The 15,779-nt window shown below is 59.2% G+C and carries 13 protein-coding genes and 2 pseudogenes; 9 read left to right on the top strand and 6 right to left on the bottom strand.

Annotation, left to right across the window (positions count from 1 at the left end; translation table 11 throughout):
* Nucleotide 1: 1 nt before the first annotated feature.
* From GIW04_RS02345 to tkt, 3 genes are all read right to left on the bottom strand, one after another.
* On the bottom strand, nt 2-1,165 hold the full coding sequence (locus GIW04_RS02345; protein WP_003194956.1) for a phosphoglycerate kinase: 1,164 nt from the start codon (nt 1,163-1,165) through the stop codon (nt 2-4).
* Nucleotides 1,166-1,182: 17 nt separating this feature from the next.
* Nucleotides 1,183-2,238, bottom strand: a complete 1,056-nt coding sequence (gene epd, locus GIW04_RS02340) for an erythrose-4-phosphate dehydrogenase (protein WP_003194958.1) — start codon at nt 2,236-2,238, stop codon at nt 1,183-1,185.
* A 138-nt stretch (nt 2,239-2,376) separates the two neighbouring features.
* Entirely contained in the window at nt 2,377-4,374 is a 1,998-nt protein-coding gene (gene tkt, locus GIW04_RS02335; protein WP_034133964.1) for a transketolase, read from the bottom strand.
* 260 nt (nt 4,375-4,634) lie between these two features.
* Here tkt and GIW04_RS02330 point away from each other — a divergent pair, with 260 nt between their 5' ends.
* The 5 genes from GIW04_RS02330 to GIW04_RS02310 all read left to right on the top strand — a co-directional run bounded on the left by GIW04_RS02330 (nt 4,635) and on the right by GIW04_RS02310 (nt 9,598).
* Nucleotides 4,635-5,630, top strand: a complete 996-nt coding sequence (locus tag GIW04_RS02330; protein ID WP_003194962.1) for an ArsR/SmtB family transcription factor — start codon at nt 4,635-4,637, stop codon at nt 5,628-5,630.
* A gap of 19 nt (nt 5,631-5,649) precedes the next feature.
* On the top strand, nt 5,650-6,840 hold the full coding sequence (gene metK / locus GIW04_RS02325) for a methionine adenosyltransferase (RefSeq protein WP_069557074.1): 1,191 nt from the start codon (nt 5,650-5,652) through the stop codon (nt 6,838-6,840).
* Between the two features lie 212 nt (nt 6,841-7,052).
* Nucleotides 7,053-7,403 carry a DUF1090 family protein gene (locus GIW04_RS02320; RefSeq protein ID WP_034133965.1) on the top strand — a complete coding sequence of 117 codons (351 nt, stop codon included), beginning with the start codon at nt 7,053-7,055 and terminating at the stop codon, nt 7,401-7,403.
* Nucleotides 7,404-7,498: 95 nt separating this feature from the next.
* On the top strand, nt 7,499-9,163 hold the full coding sequence (gene ligB, locus GIW04_RS02315; RefSeq protein WP_034133966.1) for an NAD-dependent DNA ligase LigB: 1,665 nt from the start codon (nt 7,499-7,501) through the stop codon (nt 9,161-9,163).
* Between the two features lie 39 nt (nt 9,164-9,202).
* Nucleotides 9,203-9,598: a DUF1090 domain-containing protein gene (locus tag GIW04_RS02310; protein ID WP_003194970.1), complete on the top strand. Its 396-nt coding sequence runs from the start codon at nt 9,203-9,205 to the stop codon at nt 9,596-9,598.
* Between the two features lie 6 nt (nt 9,599-9,604).
* Here GIW04_RS02310 and GIW04_RS02305 read toward each other — a convergent pair whose 3' ends face one another.
* Nucleotides 9,605-10,054, bottom strand: coding sequence for a c-type cytochrome (locus GIW04_RS02305; protein WP_003194972.1), 450 nt, complete (start codon nt 10,052-10,054; stop codon nt 9,605-9,607).
* Nucleotides 10,055-10,183: 129 nt separating this feature from the next.
* On the opposite strand from GIW04_RS02305, the gene mltA reads away from it, so the two are divergent.
* Nucleotides 10,184-11,377: a murein transglycosylase A gene (gene mltA / locus GIW04_RS02300; RefSeq protein ID WP_003194974.1), complete on the top strand. Its 1,194-nt coding sequence runs from the start codon at nt 10,184-10,186 to the stop codon at nt 11,375-11,377.
* Nucleotides 11,378-11,513: 136 nt separating this feature from the next.
* On the opposite strand, the gene GIW04_RS02295 is transcribed toward mltA, so the two are convergent.
* Both GIW04_RS02295 and GIW04_RS02290 read right to left on the bottom strand, forming a co-directional pair.
* A complete protein-coding gene (locus GIW04_RS02295) occupies nt 11,514-11,900 on the bottom strand; it encodes an MAPEG family protein (protein WP_003194977.1) in 387 nt (128 codons plus the stop codon).
* A 29-nt stretch (nt 11,901-11,929) separates the two neighbouring features.
* Nucleotides 11,930-12,763: an EamA family transporter gene (locus GIW04_RS02290; RefSeq protein WP_236478927.1), complete on the bottom strand. Its 834-nt coding sequence runs from the start codon at nt 12,761-12,763 to the stop codon at nt 11,930-11,932.
* Nucleotides 12,764-12,867: 104 nt separating this feature from the next.
* Here GIW04_RS02290 and GIW04_RS02285 point away from each other — a divergent pair.
* The 3 genes and pseudogenes from GIW04_RS02285 to GIW04_RS02275 all read left to right on the top strand — a co-directional run.
* Nucleotides 12,868-13,728, top strand: a pseudogene (locus tag GIW04_RS02285) (cation:proton antiporter); the annotation flags it as partial.
* Nucleotides 13,729-14,108: 380 nt separating this feature from the next.
* Entirely contained in the window at nt 14,109-15,095 is a 987-nt protein-coding gene (locus GIW04_RS02280; RefSeq protein ID WP_032894897.1) for a nucleoid-associated protein, read from the top strand.
* Nucleotides 15,092-15,779 (top strand): annotated as a pseudogene (locus GIW04_RS02275) (hypothetical protein); the annotation flags it as partial. The gene GIW04_RS02280 and the pseudogene GIW04_RS02275, both read left to right, overlap by 4 nt.

The raw sequence follows: 15,779 nt of genomic DNA, 5'->3' as shown, positions 1-15,779 counted from the left end.
CTTAACCTTTGGCTCGGGTTTCCAGCACTTCCACGGCTGGCAACACCTTGCCCTCGACGAATTCGAGGAAAGCGCCACCACCGGTAGAAATGTAGGAGATCTGATCAGCCACGCCATATTTATCGATAGCCGCCAAAGTATCGCCGCCGCCAGCAATGGAGAACGCCGAGCTTTCAGCGATCGCTTTAGCCAGCACCTTGGTGCCGTTGCCGAATTGGTCGAACTCGAACACGCCCACCGGGCCATTCCACAGGATAGTCTGGGATGCCTTCAGCAGCTCGGCGAAGTTGGCCGCGGTTTGCGGGCCGATGTCCAGGATCATGTCGTCGTCGGCCACGTCAGCAATGAGCTTGACGGTAGCGGCGGCGCTTTCCGCGAATTCCTTGGCAACTACCACGTCCACTGGCAGCGGCACGCTGACCTTGGCGGCGATGGCGCGGGCGGTGTCGAGCAGGTCTGGCTCGTACAGGGACTTGCCCACCGGGTGGCCAGCAGCGGCCAGGAAGGTGTTGGCAATGCCGCCGCCGACGATCAGTTGGTTGCAGATCTGGCTCAGGCTGTTGAGCACGTCCAGCTTGGTGGACACCTTGGAGCCGGCAACGATAGCGGCCATTGGTTGGGCTGGAGCGCCCAGGGCCTTGCCCAGCGCATCCAGCTCGGCAGCCAACAACGGGCCAGCCGCGGCGACCTTGGCGAACTTGGCCACGCCGTGGGTCGAACCTTCGGCGCGGTGGGCGGTGCCGAACGCGTCCATCACAAACACGTCGCACAGGGCGGCGTATTGCTGGGCCAGTTCGTCGCTGTTCTTTTTCTCGCCCTTGTTGAAGCGCACGTTTTCGAACAGCACGATATCGCCGGCTTTCACGTCCACGCCGCCCAGGTAGTCTGCGACCAAGGGCACGTCACGGCCCAGGGCCTTGCTCAGGTACTCGGCGACCGGCTTGAGGCTGTTTTCGGCAGAGAACTCACCTTCGGTCGGGCGACCCAGGTGGGAGCAGACCATCACGGCCGCGCCTTTTTCCAGGGCCAGCTTGATGGTCGGCAGCGAGGCCAGGATTCGCGCATCGCTGGTGACAACACCGTCCTTGACGGGGACGTTGAGGTCTTCGCGAATCAGTACGCGCTTACCTTGCAGATCGAGGTCGGTCATCTTCAACACGGTCATGGGTCGCAGTTCCTGAATTACTGTTGAGGTTGTTTAGAAGCGATGTGCAGATAGTGTTCGGCAACATCCAGCATGCGGTTGGCAAAGCCCCATTCGTTGTCGAACCAGGCCAGGATGTTCACCAGCCTGGGGCCGGAAACGCGGGTCTGGCTGGCATCGACAATCGCCGAATGCGGGTCATGGTTAAAATCGCAACTGGCGTGGGGCAACTCGGTGTAGGCCAACAGGCCTTTGAGCGGGCCGCTGGTGGCGGCGTCGCGCAGGATCCGGTTGACCTCGGCCGCGTCAGTGTCGCTCACGGTTTGCATGGTGATATCCAGGCAAGACACGTTCACCGTCGGCACCCGTACGGCTTTGGCCTGGATTCGCCCGGCAAGTTCCGGCAGCAGTCGCTCGATGCCGCGCGCCAGGCCGGTGGACACCGGAATCACTGACTGGAACGCCGAACGCGTGCGGCGCAGGTCTTCGTGGTGATAGGCGTCGATGACCGGCTGGTCGTTCATCGCCGAGTGAATCGTGGTGATCGACACGTAATCCAGGCCGATCGCCTGGTCCAGCAGGCGCAACAACGGCACGCTGCAGTTGGTGGTACACGACGCATTGGACACCAGCAGCTCATCGCCGGTCAGGCAATCCTGGTTGATGCCGTAGACGATGGTGGCGTCGACATCCGCCTCGCTGGCCATCGGCTGGGAAAACAGCACACGCGGTGCGCCGGCGTCGAGGAAACGCTGGCCATCGGCACGGGTGTGATAGACACCGGAGCATTCCAGCACCAGGTCGACGCCCAGTGCTTTCCAGTCGATGCCTTCGGGGGTGGCACTGCGCAACACTTGCACGCAGTTGCCATTGATATGCAGACAATCGCCTTCAACCCGCACTTCGCCCGGGAAGCGGCCGTGGGTGGAGTCAAAGCGTGTCAGGTATTCGATGCTGGCCATGTCGGCCAAATCATTGATCGCGACAATTTCAAACCCGGCCGCCGCCCCTCGCTCGAACAGAGCACGCAAGACGCAACGACCAATGCGGCCGTAGCCGTTGAGTGCAACTTTGTAGGGACGCGGTTGGGGCATGGGGTTCTCGATCAAGGTTAGTTCAGTGATGAATGTACTGGCGCCATCGCGGGCAAGCCCGCTCCCACAGTGGACCGTGATCCAAATGTGGGAGCGGGCTTGCCCGCGATGGCGCCAGTACAAACAACGCAGACTGACTTAGTCTTCCAGCAACTCTTCAGCCTGACCCAGGATGTTTTCCAGGGTGAAACCGAACTCTTCGAACAAGGCTGGCGCCGGCGCCGACTCACCGTAGGTGGTCATGCCGATCACGCGGCCTTCCAGGCCCACATACTTGTACCAGTAGTCGGCGTGAGCCGCTTCGATGGCAATACGCGCACTGACCTGCAACGGCAATACCGATTGCTTGTAGCCGGCGTCCTGGGCTTCGAACACGCTGGTGCAGGGCATGGACACAACGCGCACGTTGCGGCCTTGCGCGGTCAGCTTGTCGTACGCCTGAACGGTCAGGCCCACTTCGGAGCCGGTGGAGATCAGGATCAGCTCCGGCTCGCCGATGCAGTCCTTGAGCACATAACCGCCACGGCTGATGTCGGCGATCTGCGCGTCGGTACGCACCTGGTGTTGCAGGTTCTGACGCGAGAAGATCAGCGCCGAAGGGCCGTCCTTGCGCTCGATGGCGTGCTTCCAGGCCACGGCGGATTCCACCGCGTCGGCTGGGCGCCAGCAATCGAGGTTCGGCGTGGTGCGCAGGCTGGTCAGTTGCTCGACCGGCTGGTGCGTCGGGCCGTCTTCGCCCAGGCCGATGGAGTCGTGGGTGTAGACGTGGATCACGCGCTTCTTCATCAGCGCGGCCATACGTACGGCGTTACGAGCGTATTCCATGAACATCAGGAAGGTCGCGCCGTAAGGCACCAGGCCGCCGTGCAAGGAAACGCCGTTCATGATGGCGCTCATGCCGAACTCGCGCACGCCGTAGTACATGTAGTTGCCGCTGGCGTCTTCGGCCGAGACACCTTTGCAACCTTTCCACAGGGTCAGGTTGGAACCGGCCAGGTCAGCCGAACCGCCGAGGAACTCAGGCAGCAACGGGCCAAAGGCGTTCAGGGTGTTCTGGCTGGCTTTACGGCTGGCGATGGTCTCGCCCTTGGCCGCGACTTCAGCGATGTAGGCCGAGGCTTTTTCCGAGAAGTCGGCAGGCAGGTCACCGGCCAGGCGGCGTACCAGTTCGTTGGCCAATTCCGGGAATTCGGCGGAGTAGGCCGAGAAACGCTGGTCCCACTCGGCTTCGGCTGCCAGGCCTTTTTCCTTGGCATCCCATTCGGCATAGATGTCGGCCGGGATTTCAAACGGGCCGTGGTTCCACTTCAGCGCTTCGCGGGTCAGGGCGATTTCCGCGTCACCCAGTGGGGCGCCGTGGCAGTCTTCTTTACCTTGCTTGTTCGGCGAGCCAAAACCGATGGTGGTCTTGCAGCAGATCAGGGTTGGCTGCGCGCTCTTGCGAGCGGTGTCGATGGCGGTCTTGATCTCTTCCGGATCGTGGCCGTCAACGTTGCGGATCACCTGCCAGTTGTAGGCTTCGAAACGCTTAGGCGTGTCGTCGGTGAACCAGCCTTCGACTTCGCCGTCGATGGAGATGCCGTTGTCATCGTAGAAGGCAATCAGCTTGCCCAGGCCCAGGGTGCCGGCCAGGGAGGCGACTTCGTGGGAAATGCCTTCCATCATGCAGCCATCACCCAGGAATACGTAGGTGTGATGGTCAACGATGTCGTGGCCAGGGCGGTTGAACTGCGCGCCCAAGACTTTTTCCGCCAGGGCGAAACCAACGGCATTGGCCAGGCCTTGGCCCAGGGGGCCGGTGGTGGTCTCAACGCCTGGGGTGTAGCCGAATTCCGGGTGGCCCGGGGTGCGGCTGTGCAGCTGACGGAAGCTCTTGAGGTCGTCGATGGTGACGTCGTAGCCAGTCAGGTGCAGCAGCGAATAAATCAGCATCGAGCCATGACCGTTGGACAGCACGAAGCGGTCACGGTCGGCGAACGAAGGGTTGCTCGGGTTGTGTTTCAGGTAGTCACGCCAAAGTACCTCGGCGATATCCGCCATGCCCATCGGGGCACCGGGATGGCCGCTGTTGGCTTTTTGCACGGCATCCATGCTGAGGGCACGAATGGCGTTGGCACGCTCACGACGGCTGGGCATCGCTGATCTCCTGGAGTTTGCTTATAAAGAAACGGAAAAAAGGACCGGCATTTTCCCTCAGCCACCGCCTGCGGGCAATGACAGATAGTCACTTGTGGGCGTTTTTCCTGTGCTTTGGGCACCAATCCCTTGCAGAAACCTTTAACCGGTTCGTCTAAAGGTTATAGCGATGGCTTATAACCGCCACTTATCGATCAATATCAAAACTTTTTGATATTGGCCTTGCGGGGATCTACACCCGTCACTAGACTGCTGGCCTTATGAACCTACCCGTGCCCTCCCTGCGTCCTGACGACGGCGATGAACTGGCTGCCTTGTGCAAGGCCGCTGGCGATCCGTTGCGCTTGAACGTATTGCGCGCACTGGCCAACGATTCTTTCGGGGTACTGGAGCTGGCGCAGATCTTCGCCATCGGCCAGTCCGGCATGAGCCACCATTTGAAGGTGCTGGCCCAGGCCGACCTGGTGGCCACCCGTCGCGAAGGCAATGCGATTTTCTACCGACGTGCCCTGCCCCATACCGAACTGCTTGGCGGCAAGTTGCACGCCGCCCTGCTCGACGAAGTGGACAACTTGTGCCTGCCCGGTGATGTGCAGTCGCGCATCGGCCAGGTGCACGGGCAACGCGCCGCCGCCAGCCAGGATTTTTTCTCACGGGTGGCCGACAAGTTTCGCGCCCAACAGGACCTGATCGCCGGCTTGGCCCAGTACCGCGAAAGCGTACTGGCGCTGTTGGACAAGCTGAGCTTCAGTGAAGAAGCCACGGCCTTGGAAGTCGGCCCTGGCGACGGCGGTTTCCTGCCCGAACTGGCGCGCCGCTTCGAGCAGGTCACCGCGCTGGATAACAGCCCGGCGATGCTTGAACTGGCGCGCCAACTCTGTGAGCGCGAAGCCCTGGGCAATGTGCGCCTGCAGTTGGCCGACGCCCTGAGTGACACCGGCCTGCGGGCCGATTGCGTGGTGCTGAACATGGTCTTGCACCATTTCGCCGCACCGGCGGAAGCCCTCAAGCAAATGGCCGGGTTGCTGCACCCCGGCGGTAGCCTGCTGGTTACGGATTTATGCAGCCACAACCAGAATTGGGCCAAGGAGGCCTGCGGTGATCTCTGGCTGGGTTTTGAACAGGACGATCTGGCCCGTTGGGCCACCGCTGCGGGACTCGTTCCCGGGGAAAGCCTCTATGTAGGTTTACGTAATGGTTTCCAGATTCAGGTCCGCCATTTTCAGCGACCGGCTGGCGACACTCACCATCGGTAAATATCAGGAAAACATCGAGATGAGCGAATACTCCCTTTTCACCTCCGAGTCCGTGTCTGAAGGGCATCCGGACAAAATCGCCGACCAGATTTCTGACGCGGTGCTGGACGCTATCATCGCTGAAGACAAGTTCGCCCGTGTGGCGTGCGAGACGCTGGTGAAAACGGGCGTGGCGATCATCGCCGGCGAAGTCACCACCACTGCCTGGGTTGACCTGGAGCAGATCGTACGTGACGTGATCACCGACATTGGCTACAACAGCTCCGACGTGGGCTTTGACGGCGCGACCTGCGGCGTGATGAACATCATCGGCAAGCAATCCCCGGACATCAACCAGGGTGTTGACCGCGCCAAGCCAGAAGACCAGGGCGCGGGCGATCAGGGCCTGATGTTCGGCTACGCCAGCAACGAAACCGACGTGCTGATGCCCGCGCCGATCACCTTCTCGCACCAGCTGGTACAACGCCAGGCCGAGGCGCGCAAATCCGGCGTACTGCCATGGCTGCGCCCGGATGCCAAGTCCCAGGTGACCTGCCGTTACGAAGGCGGCAAAGTCGTGGGTATCGACGCTGTCGTACTGTCGACCCAGCACAATCCGGACGTGTCCTACGCCGACCTGCGCGAAGGCGTGATGGAGCTGATCGTCAAGCACGTGCTGCCTGCCGAGTTGCTGACCAAGGACACCCAGTTCCACATCAACCCGACTGGCCAGTTCATCATCGGTGGCCCGGTGGGCGACTGTGGCCTGACCGGCCGCAAAATCATCGTCGACAGCTACGGCGGCATGGCTCGTCACGGCGGCGGTGCGTTCTCCGGCAAGGACCCTTCCAAGGTTGACCGCTCTGCCGCTTACGCCGGCCGTTATGTGGCCAAGAACATCGTCGCCGCCGGCCTGGCCGAGCGCTGCGAAATCCAGGTTTCCTACGCCATTGGGGTGGCCCAGCCTACGTCGATCTCGCTGAATACCTTCGGCACCGGCAAGATCAGCGACGAGAAAATCGTCAAGCTGGTGCGCGAGATCTTCGACCTGCGCCCTTACGCGATCACCACCATGCTCGACCTGCTGCACCCGATGTATCAGGAAACCGCAGCCTACGGCCACTTCGGCCGTACCCCTGCGCAGAAGACTGTGGGCGATGACACCTTCAGCACCTTCACCTGGGAAAAAACCGACCGCGCCAACGACCTGCGTACCGCCGCCGGCCTGTAATCGTTCGCGGTAAATAAAGCCCCGCCAGGCCTGCCTGGCGGGGCTTTTTGTTGTCTGCAGGGCCACTTCGGGCTTTTTTGGATCCAAGGCTTGCAGGCCAAATGATGGCCCACTAGAATCCGCGCCCTCTCGGGCCCTTCACCTTACTTGGATATTGCACTGCGCCCGCCCGGGATGGATAAGCGCGCAGGCAATCGAACATTGAGGTTTTCATGCGCATTTGCACACTCGCCCCTGCCGCCCTTCTGCTCAGCCTGTTCACCCTGCCAGCCCAGGCCGCTGACCTGAACGCGCTGAGCGGCGCCCTGAGTGCCCAGCTCGGTGGCGGCAATGCCGGCGACTGCCAGCAGCAACCCAAAGACCTGCAAGCCAAGATCGACGCGGCCAATGCCAAGAACGATCTGTTGAAAGTGCGGGCCTACGAGGCTGCGCTGGAGCAGGTCAACAAAGCTTGCAACAAACTCGCCGACAGCCAGGCAAAAGTCGACGCCAAGCAGCAAAAGCAGCAGGCCAAGGCTGAAAACAACGACGCTGTGAAGGCCTTGGGCGGCCTGTTCAAGTAAACAGAAATACCCGGTAAAAAGCCCCGCTCGGTCGGGGCTTTTTTGTGGGCGCGTGGATCACTTAGGCTGGGCACCCTTTTCGAGCAAGGATGCTCATGATGCGCGTATTACTGGCTGTTCTCCTAAGCACCCTGCCGGCCTGGGCCTGGGCCGAAGCCTGCCCCGATGACGTTCACTCACAGTTGGAAACCTTGTCCAGGCAAATCCAGCAGTGGGACGACAGCTACCATCGACAGGGCCAATCGCTGATCAGCGACGAGCTCTACGACCAGGCCCGCACACGCCTGGCGCATTGGCAGGAATGCGCCCGCCAGCAGACACCCAAGGCTGATAACCCACTGGCCAGGGCGCGCGGCACCTTACGTCACCCGGTCGCGCACACGGGTTTGCAGAAGCTGCCGAGCGAGCCGGCCGTCAGTGACTGGCTCAGCACTCGACAGGATGTCTGGGTCCAACCCAAGGTAGATGGCGTCGCGGTGACATTGGTGTATCGCCAGGGCCGCTTGCACCAGCTCATATCTCGAGGCGACGGCCTGCTGGGTCACGACTGGTCAGCCTCCGCCGCCAAGATCCCCGGCATTGTCCAACAGTTGCCCGACGCCGTTGATGTGGTGCTGCAAGGCGAACTCTATTGGCGCCTCAACCACCATGTGCAATCGCTCAAGGGCGGGCTCAATGCGCGCAGCAAAGTGGCCGGCCTGATGAACCGTCGCCAGTTGAACGATGCCGAAGCTGCCGGGATCGGCCTGTTCGTCTGGGCGTGGCCCGACGGCCCGGCGGACTTCACCGAACGCCTGGCCACCCTGGCGCGCTGGGGGTTCACCGACAGTCAACAGTACAGCCAGCCCGTCGGCACCATCAGCGAAGCTGCGCATTGGCGTACCCATTGGTACAACGCGCCATTGCCCTTCGCCAGCGATGGCGTGGTGCTGCACCAGGCTGCGCGGGCACCCGCCGAGCGCTGGCAAGCCAGTGCGCCTTACTGGGCGGTTGCCTGGAAGTACCCGGCCATCAAGGCACTGGCGCTGGTGCGCAACGTTCAGTTCAGGGTGGGGCGCACTGGGCGCATTACTCCAATCCTCGAACTGGAGCCCGTACGGCTGGATGATCGGCAGATCAGCCGGGTTAGCGCCAGCTCGCTCAAGCGCTGGCAAGCCCTGGATATCCGCCCAGGCGATCATGTGTCGATCAGCCTGGCGGGCCAGGTGATACCGCGACTGGACGAGGTGATCCTGCGCAACAAGACACGCGTGGACATGCAGGTACCCGACCCTCAAGACTTCCACGCCTTGAGCTGCTGGCAACTGGACCCCGGCTGCGAAGATCAACTGCTCGCCCGCCTCACCTGGTTGAGCGGCAAACACGGCCTGGCCTTGCCCCATATGGGCCGTGAAACCTGGAACGTATTGATCCAGGCGGGTCTAATCGCAGGCTTTCTCGATTGGTTAACCCTGGATGCGGCCGAGCTTGCTACCATTGAGGGGTTAGGCGAGCGTACCCGTGCGCGGGTGCTCGACAGTATTCAAAGCGCCCGGCAACGCCCTTTTTTACAATGGCTCTGCGCCTTGGGCATACCGCCAGCGGCGCGCAACAACCTGGAAGGCAACTGGCAGACGCTGGTCGCCAAAGACACCCAAGCCTGGCTGGCCTCAGATGGCATCGGCCCGGGACGCGCAGCGCAACTCAGCGCTTTTTTTCGTGACCCGCAGGTACAAGCCATGGCTGAAACATTACGCGCAGCCGGGGTAGATGGGTTTTGAACACCACCCGGCCACCTGATTGCGAACTTGGAGCTTTATATGAAATTTCTCGCCCCCTTTGCCTTGCTGACCGTCGCAGGCTTCATGAGCACGCCACTGTTGGCCGCCGAAGACGCGCAACCGCTCACAGGCTGCGCCGCCAAACGCCAGGCCATCAGCATCCAGATCGAACAGGCCAAGGCCCACGGCAACATCAACCAACAGGCCGGCCTGGAAAAAGCCCTGGCCGAAGTCACCGCCCACTGCACCGATGCCAGCTTGAAGAAAGAACGTGAAAACAAGGTGCTCGACGCCAAGCATGAAGTCAGCCGCCGTCAGGCCGACCTCGACAAGGCCATGAAAAAGGGTGATCCGGACAAGATCAACAAGCGTAAGGAGAAGCTGGCCGAATCGCGCAAAGAGCTGCAAGACGCGGTGGAAGAACTCGACCAGTAAAACCGATCAATGATCACGGAACTGTTTATGGCAGGCGCTGCAGGCATCTTCAACTTTTTGCACCGCAGGTTGAAGGTTGCTGGCTTTATAAGGCTGCACCTGGCTGGCGATCACCAATTCACCGGTGGCCGCCTCAAGGTCGCGAGCCAGTTGCTGGAACTGCGCCTGTTTTTGCCACACATCATCTTTGGCACTGGTGTGGTCTTCTTCGCGCACGCTCGGGAAATGTTTCCACGGCTCGTGGGACAACGCATCCAGTTTGACCGCACCCTCGGCGAACTTGGCGCCATCGAATGGGATACGCCCGCGGAGCATGCCGCCCAAGTCTTCACCGGTCTTGAGCATCTGCTTGAAGATCGCCTTGCGCTGGCCCAAGGGAGAATTGGGGTCAACACCGCCACAGGCAGACACCGCCAGGCAGGCCAGCAATACAACAGTCAATTTTTTTAACATCATCATGGCTTCAAGGTCACGGGAAACGGCGGCCAGTATCCTCGCACCGCCTACAAAGACCAATAGCCCTATTAATAATAAGGGTTGCCCGGATGCAGTGAAGCACGGGCAATCGTTTCAGGAACTACCTACATGAATGTCACCTTCAAACCCTGGGGCCGGCGCCTGGCGTGGGCTTTGCCGATGTTCGCGCTACTGGCCGGCTGCGATGGCGGTAAAGACCCCGGCAAACAAGTTGCCCAGGAGCCAACCAAACCTCACGCCGTTGCCACCTATGTGAGCGCACCGTGGGAAGCCCTGCCGAGCGTTTCCGACAGTGACTTGCTCGCCGGGTTTGAATCCTGGCGCAGCGCCTGCCAGCGCCTCAAGGCCGACCCGATCTGGGGCGCGACCTGCGCGGCCGCGGCCAGCGTACCGGGCGATGCCGTGGCGGTTCGCGGCTTTCTAAAGGAACACCTGGATGTCTTCGGCCTGCGCTCGGCCAACAACACGCCAAACGGCTTGATCACGGGTTATTACGAGCCGGTCTACCCCGGCAGCCTGACCAAGACCGCCACCGCCCACGTGCCGGTATACGGCGTGCCGGATGATCTGATCATCGTCAACCTCGAGAGCATCTACCCGGAACTCAAGGGCAAGCGCCTGCGCGGTCGCCTGGAAGGCCGCGTGCTCAAACCGTATGACGATGCCAGCACTCTCAACAGCCAAGGTTCCACCGCCAAGCCGATCGCCTGGCTGACCGACCCGATGGACCTGCAATTCCTGCAGATCCAGGGCTCGGGGCGTATTCAACTGGCCGGCGGGCGCCAACTGCGTGTGGGTTACGGCGACCAGAACGGCTACCCGTACCGCCCTATCGGCCGCTGGCTGGTGGAACAAGGCGAGCTGAAAAAAGAAGACGTGACCATGGGCGCCATCAGCGCCTGGGCCAAGGCCCACCCGCAGCGCATTCCAGAACTGCTGGCGAGCAACCCCAGCTACGTATTCTTCAGCGCCCGCCCCGACAGCAACGAAGGCCCGCGTGGTTCGCTGAACGTGCCATTGACCGCCGGCTACAGTGTGGCGGTGGATCGCAAGGTGATTCCGCTGGGCAGCCTGTTGTGGTTGTCGACCACCAAACCAGACGGCACGCCACTGGCACGCCCGGTCGCAGCCCAGGATACCGGCGGCGCAATCACCGGCGAAGTGCGCGCAGATTTGTTCTGGGGCACAGGCAATGCCGCAGGCGAGTTGGCGGGGAATATGAAACAGCAAGGGCAGATCTGGATGCTGTGGCCCAAAGGTGCGGCATTGCCCCAGGTGCCGGATGCGCCTGCCGGCACCTGACGACCGTTGGTTTTTTTGTAGGAGCGAGCTTGCTCGCGAAAAACTCACAGGCGCCGCGCTTACTCAGCAAGCACGCGTTATCGTTGACGTTCTTCGCGAGCAAGCTCGCTCCTACAGTCGGGTTTGCCGCCCCCTCTTACATCGAGACGAAGAAGAAACTCGCAATCAACGCCATACCCACGGCCCATACCAGCGAACGCAAGATCGCCCAGTCCGCCAGGTAGCAGATGATGTACAGCAGGCGGCTGGTGATAAACAGCACTGCCAGCACGTTGATCGTCACCAGGTCGGCGTTGCCGGCCAGGTGCGCAACGATCACTGCGGCGGCAAACGCAGGGGTCACTTCGAAACTGTTGAGTTGCGCGCTATGCGCACGCTTGGCGACGCCTTCCAGGCTATCGAGGAAGGCACGCGGGTCGTGGTTATCCCGTGGCCCGAACTTGCCTGTACTGAACTTGGCCACACCGGTGCAAATGTACGGCAGAAAAATTGCGATCAACACACACCATAAAGCGACTGTCATCACCGATTCCTTTTAGTTTTATCCGACGGTTAGAGTTTCATCACCAACATGCCAATCAACACCAACCCACAGGCTATGAGCCGTGGACGGCCAAAAGGTTCTTTCAAGTAACGCATGCCGAACAGCACCACCAGGATCACACTGACTTCCCGCAGCGCAGCAGCTTCGGCAATCGAGCCCAACTGCATGGCCCAAAGTACCAAAGCGTAGCTCAACAATACGCACAGCCCCACGCTCAAGCCCAACAGCCACTGGGTGCGCCAGAACAGGTTGAAGGCTGCCCGCTTGCGCACCAGGGCCAGCAACGGAAACGGCCACGCGCTGACCAGCGTCAGCCACACCAGGTAATCCAGCGGGTGCGCCCAGCGCCGCAGCGCCTGCCCATCCAGAAAGGTGTAGCAGCCGATGCACAGGCCGATCAACAACACCACCGGCAGCATCGACCAGGGCAACCGGTCACCGCCGCCGCCCTGCCACAACAGGCACACCATGCCGAACGGGATCAGCAGGATCCCCAGAATCTGCTGGGTGCTCAGCACTTCGCCAGCAAACACCAGGGTCAGCACCAGCACCACCAGCGGCGACAAACCGCGCATCAACGGATACACCAGGCCCAGGTCCCCCACCCGATAGGCCTGGATCAATAAATAGCGATAGAGCAATTCAAACAGCGCCGAGGCCGCGATCCACGGCCAGATGTCCAACGGCGGCAAGGACACGAACCCCACCGCCACTACCACGAACAGCAGCGCCACGCTGTCCATGCAGGCGATAACCAAAAGGCGCTCGCCACTGAACTTGATCAAGGTGTTCCACGTCGCATGCAACAGCGCCGCTACCAGCACCAGGGCTGTCGCTACCACCCGAACCTCCTTAATTGATACGTCATGTAACAGCACCTGTTTATACTAAACCCCGACTCAACGCACCTCGTGCGCCTATATTCCCCCCCTTCCAAGGACCCCGGATGCTTGAACTTGTCGCCGCCTTCATCTGCCTCACCACCCTGCTCACTTATGTGAACTTCCGCTTTATCGGCCTGCCGCCCACCATCGGCGTGATGGTCACCGCACTGCTGTTCTCGCTGATCCTGCAAGGCCTGAGCGTGCTCGGCTACCCGGGCCTGGAAGAACGTATCCAGCAGTTGATCGGCCAGATCGACTTCGGCGATTTGCTGATGAACTGGATGCTGTCGTTCCTGCTGTTCGCCGGCGCCTTGCACGTCAACTTGAACGACTTGCGCAGCTACCGCTGGCCCATCGGCCTGCTGGCAACCTTTGGCGTGTTGATCGCCACCGTGGTGATCGGCAGCCTGGCGTACTACATCTTCGCCCTGTTTGGCTGGCACGTGAGCTTCCTTTACTGCCTGCTGTTCGGCGCGCTGATTTCCCCCACCGACCCCATTGCGGTGCTCGGCGTGCTACGGACCGCCAATGCTTCCAAACCGCTGAAAACCACCATCGTCGGCGAGTCGCTGTTCAATGACGGCACCGCCGTGGTGGTGTTTACCGTGCTGCTGGGCATCGCGCAGTTGGGTGAAACGCCCACCGTGGGCGCCACGGCCATGCTGTTTGCCCACGAAGCCATTGGCGGTGTGCTGTTTGGCGGGCTGATCGGCTATCTCGTGTACCTGATGATCAAGAGCATCGAGCAGCATCAGATCGCAGTCATGCTGACCCTCGCCCTGGTGATCGGCGGCTCGGCCATGGCTTCGGAACTGCATGTATCCGCGCCGATTGCGATGGTGGTCGCGGGGCTGATCATCGGCAATCTGGGGCGCAAGCTGGCGATGAACGACATGACGCGTCGCTACCTGGACGGTTTCTGGGTTTTCCCAAAGGCGCCAAAAAGGCCTGCATCTTTGTCACATTGAAGGCGGCTACGCAGCGCCACTGAAAGCTGAGATGCGCCTCTGTTCCTGCCGAGCTATCTATTCTGGTCGCTCCCCTTTATCAGAATCCACATCATCAAGACATCAAGGTGTGGGCATACCACCCGCGTCTAGGATTCAACACGCCCACCAGTGAGCCTTCCATCGGACAATTGATCCTGGATGGGGCAAACGGCAGCCAACCGCTTTCTCTATGTGTATATTCATACAGTAATTCGCATGCTACGCCCTGTGGGGGGACGCTAGGCATAACGCTGAAAAGGTGCTTACATCAATGCTTAATGTCATGTCGCCACCAGCAAGGATGAGGATTTAACTTGGCCACTCTTACGGATAAAGAAATCGAAGCCCTGAAAATCGAGAATTTCATTTTTCACGTGGTGCATCATCGAGCCGATGATCCGATCCTGTTTGACGACACCCCCTTAAGCACCTTCGAGCCGTTCTTCATTGACCGCATCAAAGAAACCCTCAAGGGCAATAAATTTTCTTTCGCTGAAATATCTCAAGTAAAGGCTAAATTGAATAGTTGGGAGAAGGGCGAGTCGAATTTTGTCGATATCTCCAAGAGTTTGGCTCGACAGTTCCATCGCCTTGGCGACAAACGTATGAAGTCAGGCGTATTGATCGTAATTGGTTTAGTTACAGGTGCTAAAAAGTTTTATTCGTTAATTAAGTATGACTCTGAAAAAGTCGTTACATTTGAAACTAAGGGCGCCCAGGCAATACTTCAGGCAGTTACCAACAACTTTACTGAATCACCAAAAGCGCTCCAGAAATCAGCTCTTATTGATTTGGATTCCAAAGACTCAGAAGTAGTGATCATTGATAAAATGAGCCGCTCAGGAATCAGTGATTTCTTCAAAGAATTCCTGGGAGTAGAGCGCCTCCGAAATTCAAAGGAAATGACGGTAGATTTGGTTAAGGCAATCAAAAAAACTGTAAGGACACACCTGGGTGATCTGCCGCCGGCTATCACATCGAAGGTCGCTGAGAAAGTCGTTGAGATTGCGAAAAAGCGTAAAGACTTTGAAGTCGACGAATTCTTCACAGATTTTTTCGGCATCAATGGCCAAGATGAAATCCGGGCGACCTTCGACAAAGAATTGGAAAGCCTAAATTTGACTGGTGAGGTGTTCTCCTACGATGAGGAAGAGCTACCTACCAATGAGGCAAAGAAATACGTAACAAGTGAAGGCATAACCATAAATATGCCTGCGCGGGCAAAGGGAAGCTTAACTATTGAAAATGGAAAGGATGAAACTGTTATTACTATTCGTACAAGTCGCTTGCGTGAATCATGAAACAGATAGCGCTGGAACTTCGCAACTTCTTTGAGCGACTTACGGCGTCGGGTGGTTCTGCGCAGGTTGAAACTACGCATATTTTTCGAATTGATGAAGTGAGCGTTACATCTTCCGGGTTTGTTCGAGAATTGAAAGATCTTGCCCAGCGTGTTTGTTCGATGGGCATCGGAAAGATAGAGCTTTTTGGAGAAGTTTCCGACAGCATCGAGATCAAGGATTTCGATTTGGAGGATGTGGAAAATGACAGACTAACAGTCATCTTGGAGAAGCCAGCGGATGATGGTTGGTGTTATTTCCTAACTTTAAAAGGTTTCGAAAACTGGTTGAGAACAAACCAATTTTCAGCACAGAACTCACAGAAAAAAATGTGCGTGTGGGTTGCAAGTGAAACCTTTGAATTTTCCACTCATCAGTTTCTAGTGAAAGAAATGGGTGGAGATAAAAATTTACCGACCGCCACTCAACATCCTGAAAAACCTTGGAAAATGGTACGGGATCTTACCCACTCCCTTACCCCTCCGTCGCTTGAGCCATGGCTGCTGACTGCTGAGCCAATTGCTGAAAGCGAATCTTTTACAGCCTGGAAACGCGTGGCTGTGGAAAAGCTTTCCTTTTGCTTGCCTGCCGAGATTCGCAAGGAAGATGATGAGACTCATGTAATATTTCGAGGCGGGCGCTCAC

The sequence above is a fragment of the Pseudomonas sp. PA-4-8C genome, from assembly GCF_021606625.1.
GTDB classification, from domain to species: domain Bacteria; phylum Pseudomonadota; class Gammaproteobacteria; order Pseudomonadales; family Pseudomonadaceae; genus Aquipseudomonas; species Aquipseudomonas lactis.
Note: the sequence above shows the minus strand (reverse complement) of the source record. Positions and strands in the feature narration are given on the sequence as shown.